A 25877-nucleotide genomic window follows, 5' to 3' on the forward strand; every position below is an offset into this window, starting at 1 on the left:
CCTCCCTCTCCCCCACAGCTTTCCGGTCTTCGCCCCCACCCGCACGGCGATGTCCCTCCCGTGTCCACGCTCTCGAACAGGTCTACGGGATGCATGCCCCCCGGGCGGTTCCGCACTCCTGCGGGCTTACGGGCGGGGCACGTTACGGAGGTTGGATCGAGCCATCTGGATCATGCGGCCCACCCCTCCGTCCAACACGATCTTGCTGGCGGACAGTGCAAATCCGGTCACCATCTCGGCCCTGATCTTCGGAGGAATCGACAGGGCATTGGGGTCCGTGACCACATCCACCAGAGCGGGTCCCGGGTGCCGGAAAGCATCCTTCAAAGCCCCTGTGAGCTGCTTGGGCTTCTCCACGCGGACCCCGTAGGCGCCCGCCGCGCGCGCGACCGCCGCGAAGTCGGGGTTCTTGTTCGTCGTCCCGTAGGAGGGCAGGCCGGAAACCAGCATCTCCAACTCGACCATGCCGAGGGATGAGTTGTTGAAGAGGACCACTTTGACGGGCAGGTCGTACTGCACCAGGGTGAGGAAATCTCCCATCAGCATCGAGAAACCACCGTCGCCCGACATCGACACCACTTGACGGTTCCGGTCGGTGAACTGTGCGCCGATGGCCTGCGGAAGGGCGTTCGCCATGGAACCGTGGCTGAAGGAGCCGATGATGCGCCGTTTGCCGTTCGGGGAAAGATAGCGCGCCGCCCACACATTGCACATGCCGGTGTCGACGGTGAACACGGCGTCCTCGTCGGCCAGTTCGTCGAGCACCGCGGCCACGTACTCGGGGTGGATCGGCGTGTGCTTCGCCACGTTGCGCGTGTAGGCCTTCACCACCCCTTCCAGGGAGTCGGCGTGCTTCTTCAGCATCCGGTCCAGGAAGCGGCGGTCCGTCTTCGCCCGCACCCTCGCGTTCAGGGCGCGCAGGGTCTCCCGTACGTCCCCCCAGACGGCGAGATCCAGCTGGGAGCGGCGGCCCAGGTGTTCCGGCCGGATGTCCACCTGGACGATCTTCACGTCGTCGGGAAGGAAGGCGTTGTACGGGAAGTCCGTGCCGAGCAGGATCAGCAGGTCGCACTCGTGGGTGGCCTCGTAGGCCGCGCCGTAGCCGAGCAGCCCGCTCATACCGACGTCGTACGGGTTCTCGTACTGGATCCACTCCTTGCCGCGCAGGGCGTGCCCGACGGGCGCCTTGATGCGGCCGGCGAACTCCATCACCTCGGCGTGCGCCCCGGCCGTGCCGCTGCCGCAGAACAGCGTGACCCGGTCCGCCTCGTCGACGAGGCGGACCAGCTTCTCGATCTCTCCGTCCCCGGGCCGTACCGTCGGCCGGGCGGTGACCAGGGCATGCTGCACCGCCTTCTCGGGGGCGGGGAGGGAGGCGATGTCCCCGGGCAGCGCGACGACACTGACCCCGCTGCGGCCGATGGCGTGCTGCACGGCGGTCTGCAGCAGCCGCGGCATCTGCTGCGGGTTGGAGATCAGCTCGCTGTAGTGGCTGCACTCGCGGAAGAGCTGGTCGGGGTGGGTCTCCTGGAAGTAGCCGAGGCCGATCTCTCCCGAGGGAATGTGCGAGGCCAGTGCCAGGACCGGGGCCATCGAGCGCTGGGCGTCGTAGAGCCCGTTGATGAGGTGCAGGTTCCCCGGGCCGCAGGAGCCGGCGCAGGCGGCGAGGCGGCCGGTGATCTGGGCCTCGGCGCCGGCCGCGAAGGCCGCCGTCTCCTCGTGGCGGACCTGCACCCAGTCGATGCCGTCCGTCCGGCGGATCGCGTCCACCACGGGGTTGAGGCTGTCGCCGACCACCCCGTACATCCGGCGGACGCCGGCCCGTACGAGGATGTCGACGAACTGCTCCGCCACGTTCTGCTTGGCCATGAGGAGGCACCCTTCCCGGTCTCCGGTCCGGCCCCGGTCCGTCCGGCCCCGGTCCGGCTCCGGCTCTGCCGCGTGTGCCTCCCATCCAGCCACGGGTGCGCCGGTTACGCCTCCCAGACCGCGGCGGCCGTGCGGTCGTCGGCGTACCCCTTGAGGCGGAGCTGGGTGTCCGCGAGGAAGGCTGCGAGACCCGGCGGTTCCTGCTCGGACCAGCGCGCGGCGAGCTCCGCCGAGAGGGCGGCCTCCTCCCTCATCGGATCCGCCAGCCCCCCGGAGCACAGCAGCAGGGTGTCCCCCGGCCGGGCCACGGACGCACGGAAGCAGAAACCTCCCTCGGTGTCCTCGGGCTGCCCGTCGGGCTCCAGGTCCTGCCACTCGCCCGAGCGGAGCCGGAAGAGCCCGCCCGCGCCGGCGCCGAAGCACACCCGGGTGCGGCACTGCGGGTCCACCGGGAGCAGCAGCCCGCGCAGTCCCGCGGTGTACGCCGTCTCCGCGAGCCCCAGCTCGGCGGCGCGGGCCCGCAGCCGCCCGTAGCCCCGGTCGGTGAGGCGCTGGAGGCCGGAGCGCAGGTCGTCGCGGCGCCCTGCGCGGATGTCCTCGGCCAGCCGGTCCTGACTCCGCCCGACGGCGGCCGCGACCGAGCGGCACAGCTCGGCGGCGGCCTCGGCGGCCCCGGGGGCGGCCCGGTCCCCGCCGGCGAGGGCCACCAGGACCAGCGCGTCGTCGCCGCTGCCGAAGCGGGCGGTGAGCAGGAAATCGCGGCGGGCCTCGCCGCGGTAGCGGGCGGAGTCCCCGCGCAGGGAGGCGGCGCGCAGGGTGTAGCTGCCGTAGCGGGCACCCTCCAGGACGGTGTCCGGGGTCAGCCCGTCGAGGGCGGCCGGGTCGGCGGGCGGGAGGGCTCCCGGCTCAGGGGCGTAGGTGGGGGCGCGGTCGCCGAGGTGGGACACCTCGGGCCGGGCGGCCGCGGGTCCGGCCGCCGCCGGTACGGGCACCGCCGGTACCGGCGCCGCGCCGGGAGCCGGGTCCGGTGCCGCCGGCGGCCGCTTCGGATCGAACCGGGGTTCCGTGCGCGGCGACTCCGGTCGCCGGACCGGCAGCTCGGGCTCCTGCACCGGGACCGGGGGCACGGCCACACCCCCGAGCGCGTACCCGGTGGCGTCGCCCGCCCGGGGATCCCGCGGCGGCGGCAGGGTGGGCAGGGTCGGGGTCCGTGTCGGGGCGGGGGCCGGGGCGGGCCCCGGTTCCGCGTCCCCCTGCCGGGGGCCGGGCACCAACGGCTCAGGGGGGCGCGCGGGTTCCGGGGCGCGCGGGGGTTCCGGCAGGCCCGGATCCGGCGCCGGGCCAAGGCCCTGCTCCGGGAACCGGCCGAGGTCCTGGGCCGGGCTTCGGCCGAGGTCCTGGGCCGGGACCTGGCCCTGACCCGATGCCGGGCCGAGGCCCTGGCTCTGGGCCGAGGCCCGGGTGGGGTCCTGCCCCGGACCCTGCCCCGCGCCCTGGCCCGGGCCGTGGCCGAGGGTCTGGCCCCGGTTCGGCGCCGGTTCCGTCGTCACCCCCGCCGCCGAGCGGAACCGGTTGTCCAGGGTGTCCCCCGGGTCGGGTTCCGCTCCGGCGTCCGGGCCCTCGTAGAGCTTCTGCCACCAGTCGTCCGCGCCCTGCTGACTCATGGCTTCATTCTCGGCCCCCCGCGGGGGCGGAAAACGCCGAATGCGGGAAAAGGGTCCACCGGACCGCCGTCCGGTGGACCCCTCGCGCGATACCCGTACGGGTCAGCGCACGTCGTACGCCCGTACGACCGTCTGGGTGACCGTGGCGCCCTTCGTGTCGGTCAGTTCGACCTTCAGGGACACCGGCTTGCCGGAGGCTCCGGCATGGTCCACGACCGCGGTCCAGCGGCCGCCCCGCTCGCCGACCTCCGCCTGCGTCCAGTTCTCACCGTCGTAGGAGTACGACAGCTTCGCCGACTTCAGCGCGCCCGGGGTGTAGCCCGCGTGCCCGGTGACGCCCAGCCCGATGCTCTGGCCGGTCGCCGCCGCCACCGTCTTCATCCCGTCGAGCGGGGCCGCGTACCGCGGGAAGAGGACCGGCAGCCCCTGCGTGTACGCCGACGCGTCCAGCTTCGAGGTGAAGCCCCAGGTCGTCAGAACGGAGGTGGACCGCTGCCAGACCCGGGCGGGCGGGCCGATCTTCTCGATGCTCTGGGTCAGTTCGTAGCGGCTCTCCTCGGCCGGGACCTCGAAGACGCCGAACGGGTACCAGCTGTCCCCGATCACCTCGCCGTTCCGCTTGAGCTGGAGCCCGCCGATGTCACCGAAGGAGCCCGGCTGCGCGGCGTGGGCGCCGTCGCCCCACATGGCGGGGGCGAAGCCGATCAGGTTGCCCTGCCGCTCGGCGGCGAGGGTCTCCCTGCCCGAGAGGTCGCGCGGCGCGACCGGGCCGGTGATCCCGTCGTACCAACTCGCCTTGCCCTTGTGGCCCTTGGCGTAGGTGCGCTGCTCGCCGACCATGAACTCGCCCCAGGGGAAGCTGCTGGAGAGCATCTGGTCCCAGGCGGTGTCCCCGGCGGAGTAGTAGTCCGTCCTCGTGCCCGGCGCCGCGACGGGCTCGATCCCGCCGAAGTACACCGCGCTGCCGATCGGCCGGTAGGCCCCGGCCAGATCGATGAAGTCGGCCGCCACGCCCATGGAGTGGTAGGCGGACTCGACCTGGCCGAGGTCGCGGTCGCGCACGCGGTACGTACGGCCGCCCTTGACCTCTCCCGTCTCGGGGAAGGCGAGGGAGTAGACGTACGGGCTCTTCGCCGTGGCCTTCCAGGACAGCGTGACCTTGCCGGTCTTCAGCCCGGCCAGGAGCGCCTGCCCCTCGGCGGCCTCGATGGCCATCGTGGGCAGCGCCCCGCCCGCATAGCCGGTGAAGGCGACCCAGCGGCCCGGGGCCTCGCGGTGGGCGAGCACCGCCCTGGCGCCGGCGGCCTGCGCGTTCCGCGCGACCTCGTACAGTGCCCCGTCGACCGCCTTCACCAGGACGACCGCGCCGGCGGCGCCCGCCGCGGCGAGTTCCCCGGGGGTGCCGGAGCCCGCGTCGACGAGCGGCGCGCTGCCGGTGCCGTCGAGGTTGTCGCTGCCGGTGGAGGCGGTGATCGGGTGCAGGACCGGTCCGCCGACGGCCTTCAGCTCGGAGATCTGCGGCGCGGCCGCCCGCCAGTAGCTGCCGAACTCGAAGTCGCCGTCCTCGGCGCGGCCTTCGACGGAGGCGTAGAAGCCGCGGATGGTCCGGCCGCCCATCGCCGTACCAGAGTGCAGCCATGCATCACGACCCCAGCTGCGGGCGAAGCCGAGGGTGGTGTTGCGGGCCTCGACGGGCTTGTCGGCCGCGATGTCCAGGCGCCCGGCCCTGCGGGCGTCGAGCACGATCGTGGTGTCCTTCTTCACCTCGACCTGGGGGCGGCCGAGGTAGGTGAGGGAGTCGATCAGCTCGGCGCCCTCCCCCGCGTCGGGGGTGCCGACGAAGGCGGAGAGGAAGTAGGCGCCCGGGCGCACCCGGTAGACCTGGTCGACGGAACCGTCGTTGAAGCGGCGCTCGCCGGTGGCATCGTCGGTGCCGATGACGTCCAGCGAGGACGGTCCGGCCGCCGGCCTGCCCGCGCGGTCGACGAGCTTGACGCGCAGGGTCACCGTCTCCGGCTCGACGTAGAGAGAGAAGGGCGTGGAGACGCGCACGCCGTTCGCGGTGGCGACGACGCGGCCGGTGACGTCCCCGTACTGGGAGCGCTCCAGCTTCGCGGCCGGGTCGAGGGCCAGCGGCACCTTGGCGGTGGCTCCGGCCGGGACGGTGACGGTGCGCCGGTCGAGGCGGGCGAGCCGACTGCGGACGGCGGATCCGTCGTTGCCGGTGACCTTCTCGACGGCGAGGTTCAGCGTGACGGCGCTCGTGCCGAGGTTGGTGTACGGAAGCTCGACGGTGCTGCGGTCGCTGCGGTCCTGCGGCCAGTTGTACGCGCCGCCCTGGACGGCGGGGGCGCCGGTGACGGTGGTGTCGATCGCGGCCTTCACGTCGAGGCGGCCGCCGCCGGTCTCCCGTACGTCGCCGGGGACGGAGGTGTTCGCGGATCCGACGAGGGCGGCCTTGATCTGCTGCCCGGTCCAGTCGGGGTGGCGCTGCTTGACGATGGCGGCGGCGCCCGCGACGTGCGGGGTGGCCATCGAGGTGCCGGACATGGACCGGTAGGCGTACACCCCGCGGCCGCCCGCTGCGGCTGCGGAGATCCCGACGCCGGGGGCGGCGATCTCGGGCTTGAGGGTGTGCTGGAGACCTGCCGGGCCGCGGCTGGAGAACGTGGCCGTGGTGTCGTCGCGGTCCACGGCTCCGACGGTCAGCACGGAGGCGGCGCAACCGGGCGAGGAGACCGTGTTGTTGCCGGGGCCGGAGTTGCCGGCGGCGATGACGAACAGCGGGCCCTGCCGGGAAAGCCGTTCGGCGGCCGCGGCGAGCGGGTCGTCGCAGGCGGTCCGGGAGGGATCGCCGAGGCTCATGGAGACGACGTCGGCCTTGGCCTCGACGGCCCATTCCATACCCGCGATGATCCACGAATCCAGGCCGTAGCCCCCGTCGTTGAGCACCTTGCCGCTGAGGAGTTCGGCGCCGGGAGCGACCCCCTTCCTCGCCCCGCCGCTCTCGGCGCCGGAGCCGCCGACGGTGGAGATGGTGTGGGTGCCGTGGCCCTGCCGGTCGGCGTCGCTGTCGGAGTCGGTGAAGTTCTTCGACGCCGAGACCCGCCCCTTCAGGTCGGGGTGGTCCAGGTCCGTGCCGGTGTCGAGGACGGCGACCTTGGTGCCCTTGCCGTCGTACCCGGCGGCCCAGGCGGCGGTGGCGGCCACCTGCTTCGTGGAGCGCTCCAGGTTCGCCCTGACCTTGCCGTCCAGCCAGAGCTTCTTGAGCCCGCCCGAGACGGAGCGCGCGCGGGCGTCCGTACCGGTGACGTCGGACCAGAAGGCGGCGGCCTGCTCCTTGTCGGCGGCGAGCGCGACGGCGCCGATGGAGCCGAGGACGAGCGAGCGGTCGGCGCCGCGCGGGGCGGGCGGGGCGCTGCGCGCCACGTTCACGGAACCGTCGTAGACCGCGATGAGCGGCAGCTTCTTGGTGTGCGCGTCGTCGTAGCCCTGCCGGACGAGGCCGGTGACGTTGAAGAGCTCGGGGTCGACCTTGCCGGCGGCGAGCGCCTTGACGGCGCCTTCGGGGTAGACGTAGAGGTCCTTGCCCGACTGCCGGGTCTGCACGAGCGGCTGTGAGCCGTCCGCGCGCGGCATCGCGGTGGCGGCGGTGCGGCCGGCGGTGTCGGTGGACACCAGGATCCGGTCTCCGGTGACCAGGGTCACCGTGACGGGGGCGGTGGGCTGCTTTCCGGCCGCCTCGCTGCCCACGAGTGGTCTCTTTGCCGCTCCGGGCGCTCCGTCGGCGGGCTGCGCCGTGGACGGGCCGACGGCGGTGACGGCCAGGACGGCCGCGGTGGCCGCCCCGAGCGCCGTGCGCGATATCGGACGCATCGCTCTCCCCAGGTGAATTCCGGCCAACTACTGCATTGCACGGCGAAAGCGCCGCGTAAATGGCTTCTGGCCGGCGGATGTTGGTGCTGCGGTGGCGTCACCTTGGCAGAGTGGCGGGGGGTGCGGCGATGATGTCCGCGGCGGGTTTGCGCCGTGGCCGCTTCCCGCCAGGCGCGTGTCGAAAGGTGGGTGGACGGGTTGCTGGGTGCGATAGGGCTGGACGAGGGCCAGGAGTCGGCGTACCGCGCGCTGGTCGCGCTGGGGGCGGCGGAGGTACCCGACCTCGCGCACCGGCTGACCCTGCCGGTTCCGCACACCGAACGGGCCCTGCGCCACCTGGAGCGGCACGGGCTGGCGGCGCAGTCCTCGGCCCGGCCCGGGCGCTGGGTCGCGGCCCCGCCGGGGGTGGCCCTCGGGGCGCTGCTGACCCAGCAGCGGCACGAGCTGGAGCAGGCCGAGCTGGCGGCGGCGCTGCTGGCGCAGGAGTACCGGGCGGAGGCGACCGAGCCCGCGGTGCACGACCTGGTGGAGGTGGTGCAGGGCGCGAGCGCGGTGGCGCACCGTTTCCACCAGATCCAGCTGGGCGCGGAGAAGGAGGTCTGCGCGCTGGTCACCGGACGGCCCCAGGTGGTGACGGGGACGGACAACGACGCGGAGGACCGGGCCTCCGTACGCGGGGTCGACTACCGGGTGGTCATCGAGCGGGAGGTGCTGAGCCTGCCCAGCGGGATCCGGGAGGCGTCGACGGCGCTGGCCCGGGGCGAGCAGGTGCGGGTGACGGACCGGGTGCCGACGAAGCTGGTGATCGCGGACCGGACGCTGGCCATGGTCCCGCTGACGGCCCGCGGGGCGGAGCCGGCGGCCCTGGTGGTGCACGCGTCGGGGCTGCTGGAATCACTGACCGGCCTGTTCGAGGCGGTGTGGCGGGAGTCGCTGCCGCTGCGGCTGGGGCCGGCCGGTTCGGCGGAGGAGTCCGGGGGCAGCCCCGACGCCACCGATCTGGAGATCCTCTCGCTGCTCCTGGCGGGCATGACGGACGCGAGCGTGGCCAAGCACCTGGAGCTGGGGCTGCGGACGGTGCAGCGGCGGGTCAAGGGCCTGATGGAGCTCTCCGGGGTGACGACCCGGCTGCAGCTGGGCTGGCACGCGTTCGAGCGGGGCTGGGTGGCCCGATAGCCCCTGGTCGGTCACGCTGAGCAGATGGATCTGCCTCAGCTGCTCCTGGTGGGGCTGGTGCTGCTGCTCGGGGTGGTCGGAGTGCTGATCCCGGGTGTGCCGGGTACCTGGCTGGTGTGGGCGGGGCTGCTGTGGTGGGCGCTGCATGTGCGCTCGACGCTCGCCTGGTCCCTGCTGGTCGCGGCGACGGCCCTGCTGCTGGTGGTCCAGGTGGTGAAGTGGCTGCTGCCGCCCCGGCGGGTGCGGGGGCTGGGCGTGACCCCCCGGACGGCGCTGTTCGCGGGGGCCGGTGCGGTACTGGGCTTCGTCCTGGTCCCGGTGGTGGGGGCGGTACCGGGTTTCGTGGGCGGCATCTACCTGTGCGAGCGGCGCCGGCTGGGGACGCACGGCGAGGCCTGGGCATCGGTGCGGGCGGTGATGCGTTCGGTGGGGACGAGCGTGCTGGTGGAGCTGTTCGCGTGCCTGATGGTGGTCGGGGCGTGGGTGGGGGCGGAGGTGGCGCAGTAGCCGTCGCGACGGCGGTGTACGCCCCCCCGGCGTAGGGCTGCGGCCCGATGCGGCGGGGTGCGGGGGCTGCCAGGCTTACCGGTATGACGGACTTCAAGGGTTTCGGCGAGGCGGAGCTGGCGTACCTGCGCTCCCAGCATCTGGGCCGGCTGGCGACGGTGGACGCGGCCGGTCAGCCGCAGGCGAATCCGGTGGGGTTCTTCCCGCAGGAGGACGGCACGATCCTGGTGGGCGGGCTGGCGATGGGCACGACGAAGAAGTGGCGCAACCTGCAGGGGAACCCGCGGCTGTCCCTGGTCGTGGACGACCTGGTGAGCACCCGGCCGTGGAAGGTGCGCGGCATCGAGATCCGCGGCCGCGCCACGCTGGAGACGGGCCCGCACGAGCTGGGTCCCCACTTCGGTCCGGAGGTGATCCGGATCCATCCGGAGCGCGTCCACGTGTGGGGGCTGTGACCCGGGCCGACCGGCTCCGACCCGAGGTGACCCGGGACGGCCGGCACTCACCGGCTCCGCCGCCGCCGTGCTGACGCTCTGCTTAGGGGCGCACCAGCGACAGTGGGGAGGTGATGGCTTGTCACACCGCAAGGGGGGAAGTGCCGGTGCCTGTCCGAGTCGGGAGCCGTGTCGTCGTGGACGCCGTGGCCGGTGAGCGGCCTTCGCCGCAGCGGCGTTCCGTGAGCCGCTCACGTCTCACCTGCCTGTACGGCGGGGTGTTCATGGTGGCCGGGACGGTGCTGCTGGCCGTGGTCCACCTGCTCGCGGTGCAGGCCGTGAACAGGGGCAGTGACCCGGTCTTCGAAGTGCAGGCGGGGACCCCGGTCGTCCTTGCGCCCGCGGCGGCTCCGGCCCCTCGGCAGCAGCCCGGCAACCCTTTGATGTCGTCCGCCCTGCTGGGCCTGGCCGCGCTCGGCCCCCTGTCGGTCATCGCGGGGTACGTGACGGCCGGGTACGCCCTGTCGTCGGTCCGGCGGATCACCTGCACTGCGCAACAGGCCATCCGGCAGCCCGGCTGACGCGTCCGGGGCGGGCCGGGCCGGGGCGGGGCAGCGGCGAGGCCGCCCCGCGCCGGCCGTGACGTGCCTCAGGCCCGACCGGTCCGCTTCGCGGCATAGTTGGCGCGGCCCTCCGCCGACTTCAGGCGCCAGTCACGGCGGATCTCCGACCGCAGCCGGGCATCCGTCTTGGCGACGATGCGCTGGTTCTCCCGCAGCAGCTTGCGGTAGCTCTCCAGGCGGCGCTCCGCGAGCTCGCCGGAGTCCAGCGCGGCCAGCACCGCGCACCCGGGCTCCGCCTCGTGGGCGCAGTCGTGGAAGCGGCAGCGCTCCGCGTACTCCTCGATCTCCGAGAAGACCTGGCCGACGCCGGTCTCGGCGTCCCAGAGCCCGACGCCGCGCAGACCGGGCGTGTCGATGAGGACGCCGCCGCCCGGCAGGGCGAGCAGGTTGCGCGTGGTGGTCGTGTGACGGCCCTTGCCGTCGACCTCGCGCGCCTCCTGGACCTCCATGACCTCGGCGCCGAGCAGCGCGTTGGCCAGGGTGGACTTGCCGGCGCCCGAGATGCCCAGCAGCACGCTGGTGCCGTCGCCGACGATCGCGGCGAGGACGTCCGTACCCTCCCCCGTGACGGAGGAGACGGTCAGGACCTGGACGCCCGGCGCGGTGGCCTCCACGTCCTGGACGAGGTGTCCGAGGGTCGCCTGGTCGGGGACCAGGTCCGCCTTGGTGAGGACGACCAACGGCTGCGCCCCCGATTCCCAGGCCAGGGCCAGGAAGCGCTCGATGCGCCCCAGGTCCAGTTCGACGGCGAGGGAGACGGCGATGATGGCGTGGTCGACGTTGGCAGCGAGGATCTGCCCCTCGGAGCGCTGCGAGGAGGTGGACCGCACGAAGGCGGTACGGCGCGGCAGGTACGCCTTCACGTAGCGCGGGCTGCCCGCCGCCTCGACGGCGGCCCAGTCCCCGGTGCAGATGACCCGGAGCGGGTCGTGCGGGGTGACGAAGGCGGTGTCGGCGCGGACGATGCCGTCCGCGGTCATGAGGTCGCACTGGCCGCGGTCGACGCGTACGACCCGGCCGGGCAGCAGGCCCTGCTCGGCGTACGGGGCGAACTCGGCCTCCCATGCGTCGTCCCAGCCGAAGGGGGCGAGGGCGTGCGGGAGCGAGGTCTGCGAGGAGGAGGAGAAAGCGGAGGAGGACGAGAGAGACAAGGGGAACCCTTCACAGGGTGGCCCCGGCCGCGTGCGCTCGCTCGACGGCGGCGCGCGAAGAGGTGTGAGGTCAGCCGGAGACCACAGAAGTGACATTGATGGTCTTCTGAGTGCGGGCAGCGCCCTGCGCAATGACAGTCATCAACGAACTCACCTCCGGGTCCACACACATGCCGGTCGTTCCCCACCGGTCGGCGGGAACGGACCCCACCGTAACAAGCCCGCTCCCACCGGGGCCACTTGTTTTTCCGGGCGGCCTCAGCCGAGTCGGCGGGCCAGCACCTGTCCCGGCCAGGCGTCGGACAGGAAGGGCTCGGTGGGGGTGAATCCGTTGCGCTCGTAGAAGGCCACGAGTTCGCCCCCGCCGCCGGCCCAGCAGTCGACGCGCAGCAGTCCGACGCCGGCCTTCCGGGTCTCCTCGGCGGCGTGCGCCAGCAGCGCCGCGCCGATGCCGAGACCGGCGTGGCGCCGGTCGGAGACCAGCAGCCGGACGTACCGCTCGGGTTCTCCGGCCGGGGCGATCGGCATCTGCGGGCTGGGGCCGGAGTCCAGCACCAGAGCCCCGACGGGTGCGCCGGCCGACTCGGCGATGTACGGGGTGTTCTCGGTCAGGTACCGGTCGACCCGGGCCGCCCCGCCGGGCTTCTGCGAGTACGGGGTCGTGCCCCACTGCTCGGTGTTGCCGCGGGCGTTCATCCAGGCCACGGCGGCGTCGAGCATGTCCAGGACGGCCGGAGCGTCGGCGGGGCCGCCCGGCCGTATCCGCAGGCCGTGTGTCGTGTCGTTCACACGGGAAGCCTAGGCCGTCTCCTTCGACCAGGGCCCGTCCGGGTACGCGGCCCGGGCGCGGCCGGAGCCCACCTCGATGTCCAGGGTGCGGGGCGATGCGGGGTCGCGCAGGGCGTCCGGTACCTCGCAGCCGCCGCTGCCGCTGCCGCTCGCGCAGGAGACCCGGAATGGGGTGGCCGCGGGCACGGTGAGGGCGAGGCGGCCGGAGCCGACGCGGGCGTCCACCGCGTCCGGCGGGGTGACGAAGGTGGCGACGGCGCGGCCCGAGCCGACCCGGATGTCGGCCCGGGGCGTGCTGAGGCCGGTGGCCTGCAGACGCCCGGAGCCGACCGTCGCGCGGAGCGGGCCGCGCAGCCCCACGAGGTCGACCCGGCCGGAGTCGACCTCCATGTCGACGGTTCCGCCCAGGCCGCTGAGGGCGACCCGGCCGGAACCGGCCGTCACCTTCACGGGAATGTCCACGGGTACGGTCACCGCCAGCCGGACGGAGCAGCCGGCCCCGGCGAGCGGCCAGAAGTCCTCACCGGGGCAGTGCGGGGTCAGCCGCAGGGTGTCCCCGAGCCAGCTCTCCTCGATCGTGGGGGCCTTGAGGGACCAGCCGACCGTGGCCCGGTAGCCGACCTCGTGGTCCGCCCGGGGGGTGACGGTGATGTCGGCCCCGCCGCCCACCACCTCAAGGGCGGTCACCGGGCGGCCCTCGCTGCCGCCGTCCAGGGTGCCGCTCCGGGCGGTCCCCCAGGACCACGCCTGCCAGGTGGCCGGTACCACCACGAGGACCGCCCCGAGCAGCGCGGCGGTGATCCAGGCCCGGCGCTGCCTGCGGCGCGCTGCTTCGGCCGCCGGGGTCACGGCGTGCCGTCCAGGAAGCGCAGGACCGCGAGGACGCGGCGGTGGTCGCCGTCGGCCGGCGGCAGGTCGAGTTTGCCGAAGATGCTGTTGATGTGTTTGGCCACGGCGCTCTCGCTCACGACGAGTTCGGCCGCGATCCCGGCGTTGGAGCGCCCCTCGGCCATCAGGGCCAGCACCTCGCGCTCGCGCGGGGTGAGCCGGCCCAGGGGGTCCGGTCCGCCCCCGCGGCGCAGCAGGAGCTGGGCGACGACCTGCGGGTCGAGTGCGGTGCCGCCGGCGGCGACGCGGCGCAGTGCGTCGATGAACTCTTCCACGTCGGCGACCCGTTGTTTGAGCAGGTAGCCGATGCCGGCGCGGGTCTGGGTGGCCAGCAGGTCGGCGGCGTAGCGTTCCTCCACGTACTGCGAGAGCAGCAGCACCGCCGTGTCGGGGCTCTCCCGGCGGATCATCAGGGCCGCCCGGACGCCCTCGTCGGTGAAGCCGGGCGGCATCCGGACGTCCACCAGGGCCAGTTCGGGGCGGTGTTCCCCGACGGCGGCGAGCAGACCCTCGGCGTCGCCGGTCTCGGCGACCACCTCGAATCCGGCCATTTCGAGGACTTTGACGAGTCCTATGCGCAGCAGGACGGAGTCCTCGGCGATCACAGCCCGCACGGCAGCTCCACGGTGATGACGGTCGGGCCCCCGAGGGGGCTGTCGATCATGATGGTTCCGTCGACGGACCCTACGCGTTTGCGCAGGCCGACCAGGCCGGTACCGCGGGCCGGATCGGCGCCGCCCACGCCGTCGTCGGTGACGCTGACCCGCAGCAGGTCCCCGCCCCGGCCCGGAGCCTGCGGCCCGGGGCCGTCCGGTGCCCGGCCGCGTACGACGTGGACCGAACACCGCTGTGCCCGGGCGTGCTTGGCCACGTTGGCCAGGGTCTCCGAGACCACGAAATAGGCGACGGCCTCCACGGTGGCCCCGGGCCGCTGCCCGATGTCCACGGTCAGCCCGACGGGGAACGGGGCGCGGGCGGCGATCCCGGAGAGGGCGGCGTCCAGCCCGCGGTCCTCCAGTACGGCCGGATGCAGGCCCCGTACCAGGCTGTTCAGCTCCTCGATGGCCTCCTTCGCCTCGCGGTGCGCCTCGTCGATGACGGCCTTGGCCTCGGGTGGCAGGTCCGGGAGGGTGGCGCGGGCGATGCCGAGGTTCATGGCGAGGGCGACCAGTCGCTGCTGGGCTCCGTCGTGCAGGTCCCGTTCGATCCGGCGGCGTTCGAGGTCGGCGGCGTCCAGTACTCCGGCCCGGCTCTCCGCGAGGTCCTCGACCCGGCGCTGCAGTTCGCGGGACCGGTTCGGGCCGAGGAGGGCGGCCGCGGCGAACGCGTCCAGCCGGGTGCAGAGGGCGGCGAGCCAGGGCGCGGCGAGCAGCAGCAGGACACCGCCCGCGGTGACGAGGTCGTAGTCGTTGCTCGAGAGGGGAGTCCGGGTTTCGGAGGGCAGGATCCAGAACCATCCGTAGACGCAGGCGGCCGCGACGCCGAAGGTCCAGGCGAGGACGACCAGGGCTCCGGCGACGGCGGCGAGCGGGCTGACCAGCAGGTGGTAGCCGTACTGCCGCCAGGTCGCCTCGGAGCGCACCCGTTCGGCCAGTCCGCGCGGGCTGTTCCAGCTGCCCGCCCGTACGACCCGGGGCACGTCGAGGTCGAGCAGGGAACGGAACCGGCTGCGCTGGAGCCCGGTGAGCAGCGGGCAGAGCGCCGGCAGGAGGAGCAACGGGGCCGGACCGAGGGCGGGTTCGGTGAGCGCGTAGGCGAGGCCGAGGAACACGGGCAGGGCCGGTGGGATCGCGGCGGCGGTGAAGGCGGTGTTGCGCCAGGCCCATGCCGACCACGGCGCGTGCGCCGCGATCCAGGTGTACGTACGCCTCGGCGCGCCCCCGCGAAAGTCCATGTCCGTACGGTAATCGCACTGTTCAGCGGCCTGCCATCACGCTGGCACCCGCCCGGGGGTGTACCTGGTGCCACCCCCGATCCGGACCGTCGGGCTACTGATCCGGCGGGCTCGGCCGACGAGGCTGGAGGGGTGCCCGGGGGACGGACCGCCGGGCCGTAAGGAGACTCCGACCATGGCTCTCGCCGCCCCGCAGGCCCCCGCCTGGCGCACCCCCCGGCCGATGACCCGGCACGTGCCCCGGCGTACGTCCCGGACGGCCACCGTACTCACCGGCGCCGGACTGGCGTTGCTGCCCTGGGTGGTGGTGCTGGCCAGGACCGTGCCGCAGACCACCGAGGTCTCCCACTGGGCCACCGCGTGGATCGGGTTGGACCTGATGCTGGCCGCCGGGCTGACCGGGACCGGGGTGCTGCTGCGCAGGGGCGACCCCCGGGCGTCGCCGGTCGCGGCGGCGACGGCCGCGCTGCTGGTGATGGACGCCTGGTTCGACGTGACGACCTCGGCCGGGACCGACGGCCAGGGCATGGCGCTGCTGCTGGCGGCGGGCGCGGAGCTGCCGCTGGCGGCGGCCTGCGCGCTGGTGGCGGCCCGCCGCACGCGCTGACGCCGCCCGTACCGACGCAGCCCGTACCGACGCGACGCCGCTGACGCCGCACGCGCTATTGCCGGGAGGGCGGACGGGACACGGCGCGGACGCTGTCCGATTCGTTCAAGACGGGCGTCCGGTGCGCGCCTAGCCTGCTGCCATGACTCCTCGACTCGATCTCATCGGCATGGTGGTCTCCGACATGGCCGCATCGCTCGCCTTCTACCGCCGTCTCGGGCTGGACATCCCGGCCGAGGCCGACGGCCTGCCGCACGTGGAGGCCGTCCTGCCCGGGGGCCTGCGGATCGCGTGGGACACGGAGGACACCATCCGCTCCTTCGACCCGTCCTGGACCCCGCCCACCGGCGACGGCCGCCGGGACCTGGCCTTCCTGTGCGACGCGCCGGCCGAGGTGGACGCGCTGTACGCCGAGCTGACCGCCGCCGGGTACACCGGGCACCTGAAGCCCTGGGACGCATTCTGGGGCCAGCGCTACGCCGTCGTGCTCGACCCGGACGGCGGCGGGGTCTCGCTGTTCGCCCCGTCGGATCCGGCGGTGTAGGCCCGTAGCGTCGTCCCGGCCAGCGCCCGGACCTCACGGGCGAGATGTGCCTGGTCGGCGTACCCGGCGACGCAGGCGACCTCGGCGAACGGCAGGCCCGCGCGGGCCAGGGCCAGCGCGCGGCGCAACCGCAGGATGCGGCCGAGCGTCCGGGGACCGTACCCGAAGGCGTCGAGCGAGCGCCGGTGCAGCCGGCGCTCCCCGAGGCCGACGGCGCGGGCGATCGCGGCCACCGCCTCCCCCGCGCGGAGGCGGGCCGCGACCTCGGCGGCCAGCGGGTCGGGCGGCCCGGCCGCGGCGGCCCGGGTGCGGGCCAGCTCTTCGAGTCCCGCGCGCGCGTCCCCGTACCCCTCGACGTACCCCTCGACCAGCCCGGACAGCCTGCGTACCTCGCGGGCGGGCCACAGCTCGGTCAGCTCGACGCGCCGGTCCCGCAGCAGGTGCGCCGGTACGCCGAGCAGTGCGGGCGCGGTGCCGGGCGCCAGCCGGATCCCGGCGAAGGCACCGCCCGGGACCTCCCCGGCCGGATGCGGCCCGGTGTCGGGTCCGGCGACGAGCAGCCGGCCGTCGACCCAGAGCAGGTCCATGCAGCCGTCGGGCAGCACGGTCCCGCCGCCGCCCGTGGCCCGCCACAGCACGGCGCCGGGGACGACCGCCGACGGAGCTTCCTCGTACACGCCTCCAGGTTAAGGACCGGTCCGCCCATTCGGATCAGGCCCGGCGCGCCTCGGTGGGGCGGTCCGGCGCCGGTGGAGGATCGGTGGGGCGGCGGCGCCGATGCGGCCGCACCCGCTGCTCCCCAGCCCGTGAAGAGGTCCGGACGTGAATCTGCCCGACGACGAACCGCCTCGTCCCGACGGCGCGACCGACGGCACGCCGACCCCGGAAACGCGCGCCGGCGGCGCACCGGCCGGCGGACGCTACGGCGAGGCGGTGTTCCGCCCGGAGCTGGCGGGCGAGGACGACCGCATCGACCTGGGCGCACTCGCCTACGACGATTTCACCCTGGCCCGGCTGCGCGCCCTGGGGGCCGGGCCCGGCTGGCACTGCCTGGACGTGGGCGCGGGTACGGGCACCGTCGCCCGGCTCCTCCTGGAGCGGGCCGGGGTCTCGGAGGTCCTGGCCGTGGACCGGGACACGGCCTTCCTCCGGGCGCACCCGACGGCCGGGCTCACCCCGCTGGAGGCGGACATCACCGCCCTGGACTTCAGTCCGGGCCGCTTCCATCTGGTGCACGCCCGGTTCGTGCTGATGCACCTGCGGAACTGGCCGCGGATGATCGGCAAGCTCGCCTCCCTGGTCGCCCCGGGCGGTGTCCTGGTCCTCGGCGACGCGGTCGACCTGACCACCCCCGCCGCGCCCACGACCACGTACGGCCGGGCGATGCGGGCGATGTGGCAGGGGCTGCGGGAGAGCCTGGGCACCGACGTCTCCTGGGTGCCGGACTACCCCCGGCACCTGCGGGAGGCCGGTCTGCTGTCCGTGGGGGCCGAGATCCTCGTCCCGCCGCTGCTGCCGGGCAGCCCCATCAGCCGGTTCTGGGCCGGTACGTGGGACCGCGCGCGGGAGCCGATGACGGCCACCGGTCTGGTCGACGACGCGGCGATCGACGCGGCGATCCGCTACCTGGACTCACCGGACTGCGCCGCGCTCTCCCCCGGCCTGCTCACCGCCTGGGGCGTGAAGGGCCCGGCGTAGGCGGGGCGACCGTCCGGCGGTCCGGGTGTCGGGCCGACCGGCCGACCGGCTGACCGGCTGACCGGCTGACCGGCCCGGTGTCCGTGCTCAGTGCTCAGTGCTTGCGCAGCCGGGAGTGGTAGTCCTCGGGCGGCAGGAACTTCGACCACCGCTCCGGGAACTCTGACGGCATCCCGGCGTCCTCGTCGTCCTCCGACTCGCCCTCCGCCATCGCCCGCCAGGCGGCGGCCCGCGCGATCAGCCGGGCGGCCTCCGCCTCGCGCGCCCGCTCGTTCGCCTCGCGCGCCGCGGCGGTGGCCACGGAGGGCCAGACCCGGTCGATCGCGGCGTTGACGGCGGCGCCGACCAGCACCGCGAAGGCCGAGATGCCGATCCACAGCAGTACGGCCACGGGCGCGGCCAGCGATCCGTAGATCGTCGGCCCCTCCACGGTGTTGGTCAGGTAGATCCGCAGCAGGAACGAGCCCAGCACCCACATGGCGAGGGCCACCAGCGCCCCCGGCACGTCCTCGATCCACGGCGAGCGCACGGGCACGGACACGTGGTAGAGCGTGGTCAGGAAGGCGATGGACAGCAGGGTCACGGTCGGCCAGTACAGGACCGCGATCACCTCGGTGCCCCAGGGCACCAGCCGGACGACCGCGTCCGGGCCCACCACCATCAGCGGCAGCACGATCGCGCCGATGAGCAGCGCGATGATGTAGAGCAGGAAGGCCAGCAGCCGGGTCTTGACGATGCCGCGCTGGCCGTCGAGCCCGTACATGACGGTGATGGTGTCGATGAAGACGTTGACGGCGCGCGATCCCGACCAGAGGGCGAAGGCGAAGCCGAGCGAGATCAGGTCGGGGCGGCCGCGTCCGGTGACGTCGTCGAGCAGGGGCCGCGCGATGTCGTTGACGCCCCGGTCGGACAGGACGGTGCCGACCGCCCGCAGGATGTTCTCCTCGATGCTTTCGACCGTCCGGGTGTCGGTCCAGCCGTCGACGTAGCCGAGCAGGCCCAGCAGGCCCAGGAAGAGCGGGGGCAGCGAGAGCAGCGTGAAGAACGCCGCCTCGGCCGCCAGCCCGAGGATCCGGTACTCGATGCACGAGTTGACGGTGTCCTTCAGCAGCAGCCAGCCCATTTTCCGCTTCGAGACGTTGCGGTAGAGGGCGCGGGCCCGGTGGAGCCGTCCTGGGATCCGCTCGGGTGTTTCTTTTGCTGGCTGCACGTCCTTACGGTATCCGCATGGCAGCCACCACCCACACAGTCAGCAACCAGGCCCCGCCCCTGGTGGGCCACGACGTCTACGGCGGCGATCGGGCCCTCACGGAGGGCGTCGAGCGTCACCTCGCATCCGCCGATCCCGAACTCCTCGGCGACGTAAGGGAGGAGCTCACCGACCTCGGGCGCGCGGCGGGCTCCGCGCAGGCCCAGGAATGGGGTGTGCAGTCGAACGAGAATCCGCCCAGGTTGCGGACGCACGACCGGTACGGCAACCGGATCGACGAGGTGGACTTCCACCCGGCCTGGCACCGGCTGCTCGGGCACGCCGTGACCTCCGGGCTGACCGACGCCTGGGGGCGTCCGGCCGGGCACCTGCGCCGGGCCGCCGGGTTCTTCGTCTGGTCGCAGGCCGAGGCGGGGCACGGCTGCCCGATCTCGATGACGCACGCCGCGGTGCCGGCGCTGCGCGCCGATCCGGTGCTGGCCGCCGAATGGGAACCGCGGCTTACCTCGCACGTGTACGAACAGGGGTTGCGGCCGGCCGCCGAGAAGGGCGGTGTGCTCTTCGGGATGGGAATGACGGAGAAGCAGGGCGGCAGCGACGTACGGGCGAACACGACGGCCGCGGTGCCGCTGGACGCGTCCGGTGAGTACCTGCTGACCGGGCACAAGTGGTTCTGCTCGGCGCCGATGAGCGACGGCTTCCTGGTGCTGGCGCAGGCTCCTGGAGGACTGACGTGCTTCCTGGTACCGCGGGTGCTGCCGGACGGTACGCGCAACGTCTTCGCGATCCAGCGGCTGAAGGACAAGCTGGGCAACAAGTCGAACGCGTCGAGCGAGGTGGAGTTCGACGGGACCTGGGCGCGGCGGGTCGGTGAGGAGGGCCGCGGGGTGCGGACCATCATCGAGATGGTCGCGGCGACCCGGCTGGACTGTGTCATCGGCTCGGCCTCGCTGATGCGGCAGGCCCTGACCCAGGCCGTGCACCACGCGGAGCACCGCTCTGCTTTCGGAGCACCGCTCATCGACCAGCCGCTGATGCGCAACGTGCTCGCCGACCTCGCCCTGGAGTCGGAGGCCGCCACCACCTTGACCCTGCGCCTGGCGGCCGCCTACGACGCCGGGACCGAGCAGGAGAAGGCCTTCCTGCGGCTCGCCGTGCCCGCCGCCAAGTACTGGGTGACCAAGCGCTGTACGCCGATGGTGGCGGAGGCCCTGGAATGTCTGGGGGGCAACGGCTACGTAGAGGAGTCGGGGCTGCCCAGACTGCTGCGCGAATCCCCCCTCAACTCCATCTGGGAGGGCTCGGGCAACGTACAGGCGCTGGACGTACTGCGCGCCCTGCAGCGGGAGCCGCAGGCACTGAACGCCTTCCTCCAGGAGGTCGGCCTGGCCCGGGGCGCCGACCACCGGCTGGATTCGGCCATCAAGAACCTGCTGACGGATCTCGCCGATCTGGACGGGATCGAGGCGCGGGCCCGCCGCGTGGTCGAGCGCATGGCGCTGGTGCTCCAGGGATCCCTGCTGGTGCGGTGGGCCCCGCCGGAGGTCGCGGACGCCTTCTGCGCCTCGCGGCTGGGCGGCGACTGGGGCGCGGCGTTCGGCACGCTGCCGCACAGCCTCGACCTGCGCGCGGTGGTGGAACGGGCACGGATCACGGTCTAGGAAGGGAGCCCCCGTCGGGCTCCGCTGCGGTCCCCAAACCGCTCCGGGCCGGGATCCGGGCCCGTCGACCGGTACAGGGGTGGCGCCGCGCCGACTCGGCGCCACCCCTGATCCGAAGCCCCGAGGAGGAGCCGGTTCGCCGCTCTGCGGCGTCCGGACAGTTTCGGTCGGCGGACCGGGACTTGGCGAGAGTTGCATACCGTTGCAACCTTTGAGTCGGCAGCCGTCCGTCGGGGTGCTTGGGGAAGCAGTGGACACGGACCACCCGGGCGGCTTGTGTCGTACGTCCTGTTCGCACGGGGAGGTTCCGGTGGCCGACACCACAGGCAGTACGGTCGATGCGGCTCGCATCTCGGCCATGGACGCGCGGGCGGCGGCGCACCTCCTCAAGGGGGTGCGGGCGGCGGCGCTGGCCGGGGACCGGCCGCCGGCCGCGCCGAGACCGGAGATCGCGGAGTCCTGGCGCCGGATGCTGGCCGGCGGGGTGCACCCCGACCGGGACGCGCGCTCGCGGATGCTTTCGGCGGCCGAGACCGAGGAGCGCCGGCACGTCTCGCCGCTGCGGGAGATCCTGCCCGTGCTGCGCGAGGGGCTGCTGCCCGCCCTGGACGAGGCCCTGCACATCATGGTCGTCGCGGACGCCGACGGGCGGCTGCTGTGGCGCGAGGGCCACTCCTCGATCCTGCGCAAGGCGGACCGGCTCGGCTTCGCGGTCGGGGCGGACTGGGACGAGGCCGTGGTCGGCACGAACGGGGTGGGCACCGCCCTGGTGGCCCGGCGCCCGGTGCAGGTGTTCTCGGCCGAGCACTTCGTCTCCAGCCACCACGACTGGACCTGCGCCGGGGCGCCCGTACGGGACCCGCGCGACGGGCGGCTGCTGGGCGTGGTCGACGTCAGCGGGCCGCTGGCGACCATGCACCCGGCGACCCTGGCCTGGGTCAGCTCGGTGGCGCGCCTCGCGGAGCGTGAGCTGCGGGTACGGCACCTGGAGTCGCTGGAGCGACTGCGGACGGTGGCGGCCCCGCTGCTGGCCCGGCTGCCGGGGCGGGCGCTGGCGGTGGACCCGAACGGCTGGACGGCGGCGGTGACGGGCCTGGCCCCGGCGGAGCGGATCCCGCTGCCGAAGAGTTTCGGGCCGGGCCGGGTGTGGGTGCCGCAGCTCGGGGAGTGCGTGGTGGAGCCGCTGCCGGGCGGCTGGCTGCTGCGGGTCGCGCAGGACCGTACGAGTACGGCGGTGTCGCGGATCGTGCTGGACCTCAGCCGGGCGCGCTGCTGGTCGGCGACGGTGTACGGGCCCTCGGGGAGCTGGTCGCAGGAGCTGAGCCCGCGCCACGCGGAGCTGCTGTTCCTGCTGGCGGAGAGCCCGCGCGGGCTCTCGGCGGCGGAGCTGGCCGGGGAGGTGTTCGGGGACCCGACGCGGACGGTGACGGTCCGCGCGGAGCTGTCCCGCGTACGCCGCCACCTCGCGGGAGTCCTCGCGCACCGGCCGTACCGCTTCGCGGAGGACGTGGAGGTGGAGCTGATCCGCCCCCGGGACCCGGCCGCGCTGCTCCCGCACTCCACGGCTCCGGCGGTGATCCGGGCCCGCCTGGGCCGTACCGGGCCCGGCATGATTCCCTGAGCTGCATGAGCACCATCGCACTCACCACCTGGTCGCTGGAGATGACCTCTGCGGCGGACCTCGTCGCAGCGGCTCCGGCGGGCCCGGAGATATCCATCGTGCGGGCGGAGGTCCCCTCCCCCGAGTTCAGCCGTTTCCTGTACGCGTCGGTGGGCGGTGACATCCACTGGACGGACCGGCTCTCGCTGACCCGCGCCCAGTGGGTGGAGCAGCTGGAGCGGCCGGGCGTGGAGACGTGGGTGGCGTACGACCGGGGCACGCCGGCGGGGTACGTGGAGCTGGACCCGCAGGAGGACGGCGTGGTGGAGATCATGTACTTCGGTCTCCTCCCGGACTTCCGGGGCCGCCGCATCGGGGGGCACCTGCTGTCGGTGGGCGTCGCCCGCGCGTGGTCCCTCGCGGAGCGCTGGCCGGAGCGGGAGCCGACCCGGCGGGTGTGGGTGCACACGTGCAGCCAGGACGGCCCGACGGCGATGAGCAACTACGAGCGGCGCGGCTTCAAGGTCTTCAGGACGGAGACGGAACAGAAGGAAGAGACCCCGACTCCCGGCCCCTGGCCCGGCGCGTAGCCCCTCCGGGGGCGGTCGGCCGAACCCGGAGGGGCTGAGATTTCAGCCCCTCCGGCGTTTGAGGAGCGGGCCTTCACCGAGTGACACCCATCACGTCGTCCCACTGGTCGAGACGAGTTCGTCCGAATCGTGGACAGTAGTGGACTCCTCCAATCGGCACATGACACGCTTCCGCCATGAATGGAGCTGGAATTGCCTTGGTGAGTCGGCGGCACGTCGACCTCGGCCGCATGTCCAGCGCCATCTGTCCGGCGCGCTGACGGAACCAGCCACGCCGCACATCGCCGTCGTCCCCGCCGCCGCGGACGCGCCGATCACCCTCCAGCCCCCTGAGGCCGTAGTACCGCTCTGCCCGCCGGCAACCCCGGCAGCGGAGCGGGAATCCGCCGCACCCGCTCGGAAACGCCGAGCCGGCCGGGGAGCGCCGCCGCCTCCCCCTGCCCTTGCCTCGAGCCGCCGAAGAAGGACGTACCGCCATGGCCGCCACCCCCGAAACGCCCGCAGCCGCACCCGCAGCCGCCGCGCGCCGCAAGACCGGCCGTCACCGCGGTGAGGGCCAGTGGGCCGTCGGACACCACACCCCCCTCAACGGCAACGAGCAGTTCAAGAAGGACGACGACGGTCTCAACGTGCGGACACGCATTGAGACGATCTACTCCAAGCGCGGCTTCGACTCGATCGACCCCAACGACCTGCGCGGCCGTATGCGCTGGTGGGGCCTCTACACCCAGCGCAAGCCCGGGATCGACGGCGGCAAGACCGCGATCCTGGAGCCGGAGGAGCTGGACGACGAGTACTTCATGCTGCGCGTCCGCATCGACGGCGGCCGGCTGACCACCGAGCAGCTCCGCGTGATCGGCGAGATCTCCGAGGAGTTCGCGCGCGGCACCGCGGACCTCACCGACCGCCAGAACGTGCAGTACCACTGGATCCGGATCGAGGACGTCCCGGAGATCTGGCGCCGGCTGGAAGCCGTGGGCCTGTCCACCACCGAGGCCTGCGGTGACACGCCCCGCGTCATCCTCGGTTCGCCCGTCGCCGGCATCGCCCTGGACGAGATCATCGACGGCACGCCCGCCATCGACGAGATCTACCGCCGCATCGTGGGCAACAAGGACTTCTCCAACCTGCCCCGCAAGTTCAAGTCGGCCATCTCCGGCTCGCCGCTGCTCGACGTGGCGCACGAGATCAACGACATCGCGTTCGTGGGCGTGAACCACCCCGAGCACGGCCCCGGCTTCGACGTCTGGGTCGGCGGCGGTCTGTCCACCAACCCCAAGCTGGGCGTGCGCCTGGGCACCTGGGTCTCGCTCGACGAGGTCCCGGACGTCTACGAGGGCGTCATCTCGATCTTCCGCGACTACGGCTACCGCCGGCTGCGCAACCGCGCCCGCCTGAAGTTCCTCGTCGCCGACTGGGGCCCGGCCAAGTTCCGCCAGGTCCTGGAGGACGAGTACCTGAAGCGCAAGCTGACCGACGGTCCCGCGCCCGCGCAGCCGAGCGGCCAGTGGCGTGACCACGTGGGCGTCCACCAGCAGAAGGACGGCAAGTTCTACGTCGGCTTCGCGCCCCGCGTGGGCCGCGTGGAAGGCGCCACCCTCACCAAGATCGCGGACGTGGCGCAGCAGCACGGCTCCGGCCGACTGCGCACCACCGCCGAGCAGAAGATGATCGTGCTCGACATCGAGGCCGACCGGGTCGACTCGGTGGTCGAGGCGCTGGAGGCGCTGGACCTGCGGGTCAAGCCGTCCCCGTTCCGCCGCGGCACGATGGCCTGCACCGGCATCGAGTTCTGCAAGCTGGCCATCGTCGAGACCAAGGCGCGCGGCGCCTCGCTGATCGACGAGCTGGAGCGCCGTCTGCCGGACTTCGCCGAGCCGCTCACCATCAACATCAACGGCTGCCCGAACGCCTGCGCCCGTATCCAGGTGGCGGACATCGGTCTCAAGGGTCAGCTGGTCCTGGACGACGACGGCAACCAGGTGGAGGGCTACCAGGTCCACCTGGGCGGCGCCCTCGGCCTGGAGGCCGGCTTCGGCCGCAAGGTGCGCGGCCTCAAGGTCACCTCGGCCGGTCTGCCCGACTACGTCGAGCGGGTCGTCAAGCACTACGAGGAGCAGCGCGAGGACGGCGAGCGCTTCGCGGCGTGGGTCGCCCGCGCGGACGAGAAGAGCCTCTCGTGAGCGAGCGCGCCGCACCGTTCTACTGCCCGTACTGCGGCGACGAGGACCTGTTTCCGAACGAGACGGGCCACGGCGCGTGGGAATGCAGGGCCTGCAACCGAGCCTTCCAGCTGAAGTACCTCGGGCTGCTGGCCCGGGGTGTCCAGTCGGATTCGGCGGGATCAGCGGGATCAGCGGGATCAGCGGGAGGGGACGGGATATGACCACCACTCAAGACGTGCGTCTCACGGCCGGGGAACTCAAGGAGCTGGCCGAGCGGGCGGGCCGGGACCTGGAGGACGCCTCGGCGCCGGAGATCCTGCGCTGGGCGGCCGAGACCTTCGGCAAGCGGTTCGCCGTGACCTCCTCCATGGAGGACGCGGTCGTCGCCCACCTGGCCTCGCAGGTCTTCCCCGGTGTGGACGTGGTCTTCCTCGACACGGGCTACCACTTCGAGGAGACCATCGGCACCCGTGACGCGGTCGAGGCCGTGATGGACGTCAACGTCATCACCCTGACCCCGCGTCAGAGCGTCGCCGAGCAGGACGCGGAGTACGGCCCGAAGCTGCACGACCGCGACCCCGACCTGTGCTGCGCGCTGCGCAAGGTCAAGCCCCTGGAAGAGGGCCTGACCGCGTACACCGCGTGGGCGACGGGCCTGCGCCGCGACGAGTCCCCGACCCGGGCGAACACCCCGGTGGTCGGCTGGGACGAGAAGCGGCAGAAGGTCAAGATCTCGCCGATCGCCCGCTGGACCCAGGACGACGTGGACGCGTACGTCGCCGAGCACGGCGTACTCACCAACCCGCTGCTGATGGACGGTTACGCCTCCGTCGGCTGCGCCCCGTGCACCCGCCGCGTCGCCGAGGGCGAGGACGCGCGGGCCGGCCGGTGGGCCGGGCGGGGCAAGACCGAGTGCGGACTGCACGGCTGA

The 25877-nt window shown here is 73.4% G+C and carries 24 protein-coding genes; 14 read left to right on the forward strand and 10 right to left on the reverse strand.

All coding sequences use genetic code 11. The features are described from left to right. Positions 1 to 126 precede the first annotated feature (126 nt). The 3 genes from OG373_RS10010 to OG373_RS10020 form a co-directional block, all read right to left on the reverse strand. Positions 127 to 1869: a pyruvate dehydrogenase gene (locus tag OG373_RS10010; RefSeq protein ID WP_405437580.1), complete on the reverse strand. Its 1743-nt coding sequence runs from the start codon at positions 1867 to 1869 to the stop codon at positions 127 to 129. A 104-nt stretch (positions 1870 to 1973) separates the two neighbouring features. Continuing rightward, on the reverse strand, positions 1974 to 3533 hold the full coding sequence (locus tag OG373_RS10015; protein ID WP_405437582.1) for a protein phosphatase 2C domain-containing protein: 1560 nt from the start codon (positions 3531 to 3533) through the stop codon (positions 1974 to 1976). 102 nt (positions 3534 to 3635) lie between these two features. Continuing rightward, the gene (locus OG373_RS10020) at positions 3636 to 7409 is read right to left on the reverse strand and encodes a S8 family peptidase (protein ID WP_405437584.1); all 3774 of its coding nucleotides are present in this window, start codon (positions 7407 to 7409) and stop codon (positions 3636 to 3638) included. A 198-nt stretch (positions 7410 to 7607) separates the two neighbouring features. On the opposite strand from OG373_RS10020, the gene OG373_RS10025 reads away from it, so the two are divergent. The 4 genes from OG373_RS10025 (at position 7608) to OG373_RS10040 (ending at position 10107) form a co-directional block, all read left to right on the forward strand. Continuing rightward, on the forward strand, positions 7608 to 8585 hold the full coding sequence (locus tag OG373_RS10025; RefSeq protein ID WP_405444008.1) for a helix-turn-helix domain-containing protein: 978 nt from the start codon (positions 7608 to 7610) through the stop codon (positions 8583 to 8585). A 24-nt stretch (positions 8586 to 8609) separates the two neighbouring features. Then, on the forward strand, positions 8610 to 9092 hold the full coding sequence (locus OG373_RS10030) for a DUF456 domain-containing protein (RefSeq protein WP_405437586.1): 483 nt from the start codon (positions 8610 to 8612) through the stop codon (positions 9090 to 9092). Between the two features lie 83 nt (positions 9093 to 9175). Next, the gene (locus OG373_RS10035) at positions 9176 to 9547 is read left to right on the forward strand and encodes a PPOX class F420-dependent oxidoreductase (protein ID WP_405437587.1); all 372 of its coding nucleotides are present in this window, start codon (positions 9176 to 9178) and stop codon (positions 9545 to 9547) included. Between the two features lie 146 nt (positions 9548 to 9693). Beyond that, the gene (locus tag OG373_RS10040; RefSeq protein ID WP_405437589.1) at positions 9694 to 10107 is read left to right on the forward strand and encodes a hypothetical protein; all 414 of its coding nucleotides are present in this window, start codon (positions 9694 to 9696) and stop codon (positions 10105 to 10107) included. 68 nt (positions 10108 to 10175) lie between these two features. On the opposite strand, the gene rsgA is transcribed toward OG373_RS10040, so the two are convergent. From rsgA to OG373_RS10065, 5 genes are all read right to left on the reverse strand, one after another. Continuing rightward, positions 10176 to 11300, reverse strand: coding sequence for a ribosome small subunit-dependent GTPase A (gene rsgA, locus OG373_RS10045; RefSeq protein ID WP_405437591.1), 1125 nt, complete (start codon positions 11298 to 11300; stop codon positions 10176 to 10178). 258 nt (positions 11301 to 11558) lie between these two features. Continuing rightward, the gene (locus OG373_RS10050; RefSeq protein WP_405437593.1) at positions 11559 to 12089 is read right to left on the reverse strand and encodes a GNAT family N-acetyltransferase; all 531 of its coding nucleotides are present in this window, start codon (positions 12087 to 12089) and stop codon (positions 11559 to 11561) included. Positions 12090 to 12098: 9 nt separating this feature from the next. Continuing rightward, a complete protein-coding gene (locus OG373_RS10055; RefSeq protein WP_405437595.1) occupies positions 12099 to 12938 on the reverse strand; it encodes a hypothetical protein in 840 nt (279 codons plus the stop codon). Further along, positions 12935 to 13591 carry a response regulator gene (locus OG373_RS10060; protein WP_405437597.1) on the reverse strand — a complete coding sequence of 219 codons (657 nt, stop codon included), beginning with the start codon at positions 13589 to 13591 and terminating at the stop codon, positions 12935 to 12937. The genes OG373_RS10055 and OG373_RS10060 overlap by 4 nt, the downstream gene beginning before the upstream one ends. Then, positions 13579 to 14871: a histidine kinase gene (locus OG373_RS10065; protein ID WP_405437599.1), complete on the reverse strand. Its 1293-nt coding sequence runs from the start codon at positions 14869 to 14871 to the stop codon at positions 13579 to 13581. Before OG373_RS10065 ends, OG373_RS10060 begins: the two co-directional genes overlap by 13 nt. A gap of 175 nt (positions 14872 to 15046) precedes the next feature. Between OG373_RS10065 and OG373_RS10070 the strand changes: the two genes are divergently transcribed. Beyond that, positions 15047 to 15478, forward strand: a complete 432-nt coding sequence (locus OG373_RS10070; RefSeq protein ID WP_405437601.1) for a hypothetical protein — start codon at positions 15047 to 15049, stop codon at positions 15476 to 15478. A 142-nt stretch (positions 15479 to 15620) separates the two neighbouring features. Beyond that, positions 15621 to 16022 (forward strand): VOC family protein, encoded by a 402-nt coding sequence (locus tag OG373_RS10075; RefSeq protein ID WP_405437603.1) that lies wholly within the window; start codon positions 15621 to 15623, stop codon positions 16020 to 16022. Here OG373_RS10075 and OG373_RS10080 read toward each other — a convergent pair. Further along, positions 15953 to 16699, reverse strand: a complete 747-nt coding sequence (locus OG373_RS10080; RefSeq protein ID WP_405437604.1) for a helix-turn-helix domain-containing protein — start codon at positions 16697 to 16699, stop codon at positions 15953 to 15955. The two genes, OG373_RS10075 and OG373_RS10080, sit on opposite strands and share 70 nt — an antisense overlap. Positions 16700 to 16955: 256 nt before the next feature. On the opposite strand from OG373_RS10080, the gene OG373_RS10085 reads away from it, so the two are divergent. After that, positions 16956 to 17720, forward strand: coding sequence for a class I SAM-dependent methyltransferase (locus OG373_RS10085; RefSeq protein WP_405444009.1), 765 nt, complete (start codon positions 16956 to 16958; stop codon positions 17718 to 17720). A gap of 94 nt (positions 17721 to 17814) precedes the next feature. Here OG373_RS10085 and OG373_RS10090 read toward each other — a convergent pair whose 3' ends face one another. Then, complete coding sequence (locus OG373_RS10090; protein WP_397729877.1) at positions 17815 to 18930, reverse strand: YihY/virulence factor BrkB family protein; 1116 nt, start codon at positions 18928 to 18930, stop codon at positions 17815 to 17817. A 17-nt stretch (positions 18931 to 18947) separates the two neighbouring features. Here OG373_RS10090 and OG373_RS10095 point away from each other — a divergent pair, with 17 nt between their 5' ends. From OG373_RS10095 to OG373_RS10125, 7 genes are all read left to right on the forward strand, one after another. After that, positions 18948 to 20591, forward strand: coding sequence for an acyl-CoA dehydrogenase family protein (locus OG373_RS10095; protein WP_405437605.1), 1644 nt, complete (start codon positions 18948 to 18950; stop codon positions 20589 to 20591). A gap of 358 nt (positions 20592 to 20949) precedes the next feature. Further along, positions 20950 to 22212 carry a GAF domain-containing protein gene (locus OG373_RS10100; protein ID WP_405444010.1) on the forward strand — a complete coding sequence of 421 codons (1263 nt, stop codon included), beginning with the start codon at positions 20950 to 20952 and terminating at the stop codon, positions 22210 to 22212. A 5-nt stretch (positions 22213 to 22217) separates the two neighbouring features. Further along, positions 22218 to 22781 (forward strand): GNAT family N-acetyltransferase, encoded by a 564-nt coding sequence (locus tag OG373_RS10105; RefSeq protein WP_405437607.1) that lies wholly within the window; start codon positions 22218 to 22220, stop codon positions 22779 to 22781. A 176-nt stretch (positions 22782 to 22957) separates the two neighbouring features. Continuing rightward, entirely contained in the window at positions 22958 to 23041 is an 84-nt protein-coding gene (locus tag OG373_RS10110; protein WP_312847410.1) for a putative leader peptide, read from the forward strand. Positions 23042 to 23257: 216 nt separating this feature from the next. Beyond that, the gene (locus tag OG373_RS10115; RefSeq protein ID WP_405437609.1) at positions 23258 to 24964 is read left to right on the forward strand and encodes a nitrite/sulfite reductase; all 1707 of its coding nucleotides are present in this window, start codon (positions 23258 to 23260) and stop codon (positions 24962 to 24964) included. Beyond that, entirely contained in the window at positions 24961 to 25167 is a 207-nt protein-coding gene (locus OG373_RS10120) for a hypothetical protein (protein WP_079406494.1), read from the forward strand. Before OG373_RS10115 ends, OG373_RS10120 begins: the two co-directional genes overlap by 4 nt. Further along, a complete protein-coding gene (locus tag OG373_RS10125) occupies positions 25164 to 25877 on the forward strand; it encodes a phosphoadenylyl-sulfate reductase (RefSeq protein ID WP_405437611.1) in 714 nt (237 codons plus the stop codon). Before OG373_RS10120 ends, OG373_RS10125 begins: the two co-directional genes overlap by 4 nt.

This window comes from Streptomyces avidinii (genome assembly GCF_045161815.1).
In the GTDB taxonomy this organism is placed as follows: domain Bacteria; phylum Actinomycetota; class Actinomycetes; order Streptomycetales; family Streptomycetaceae; genus Streptomyces; species Streptomyces avidinii.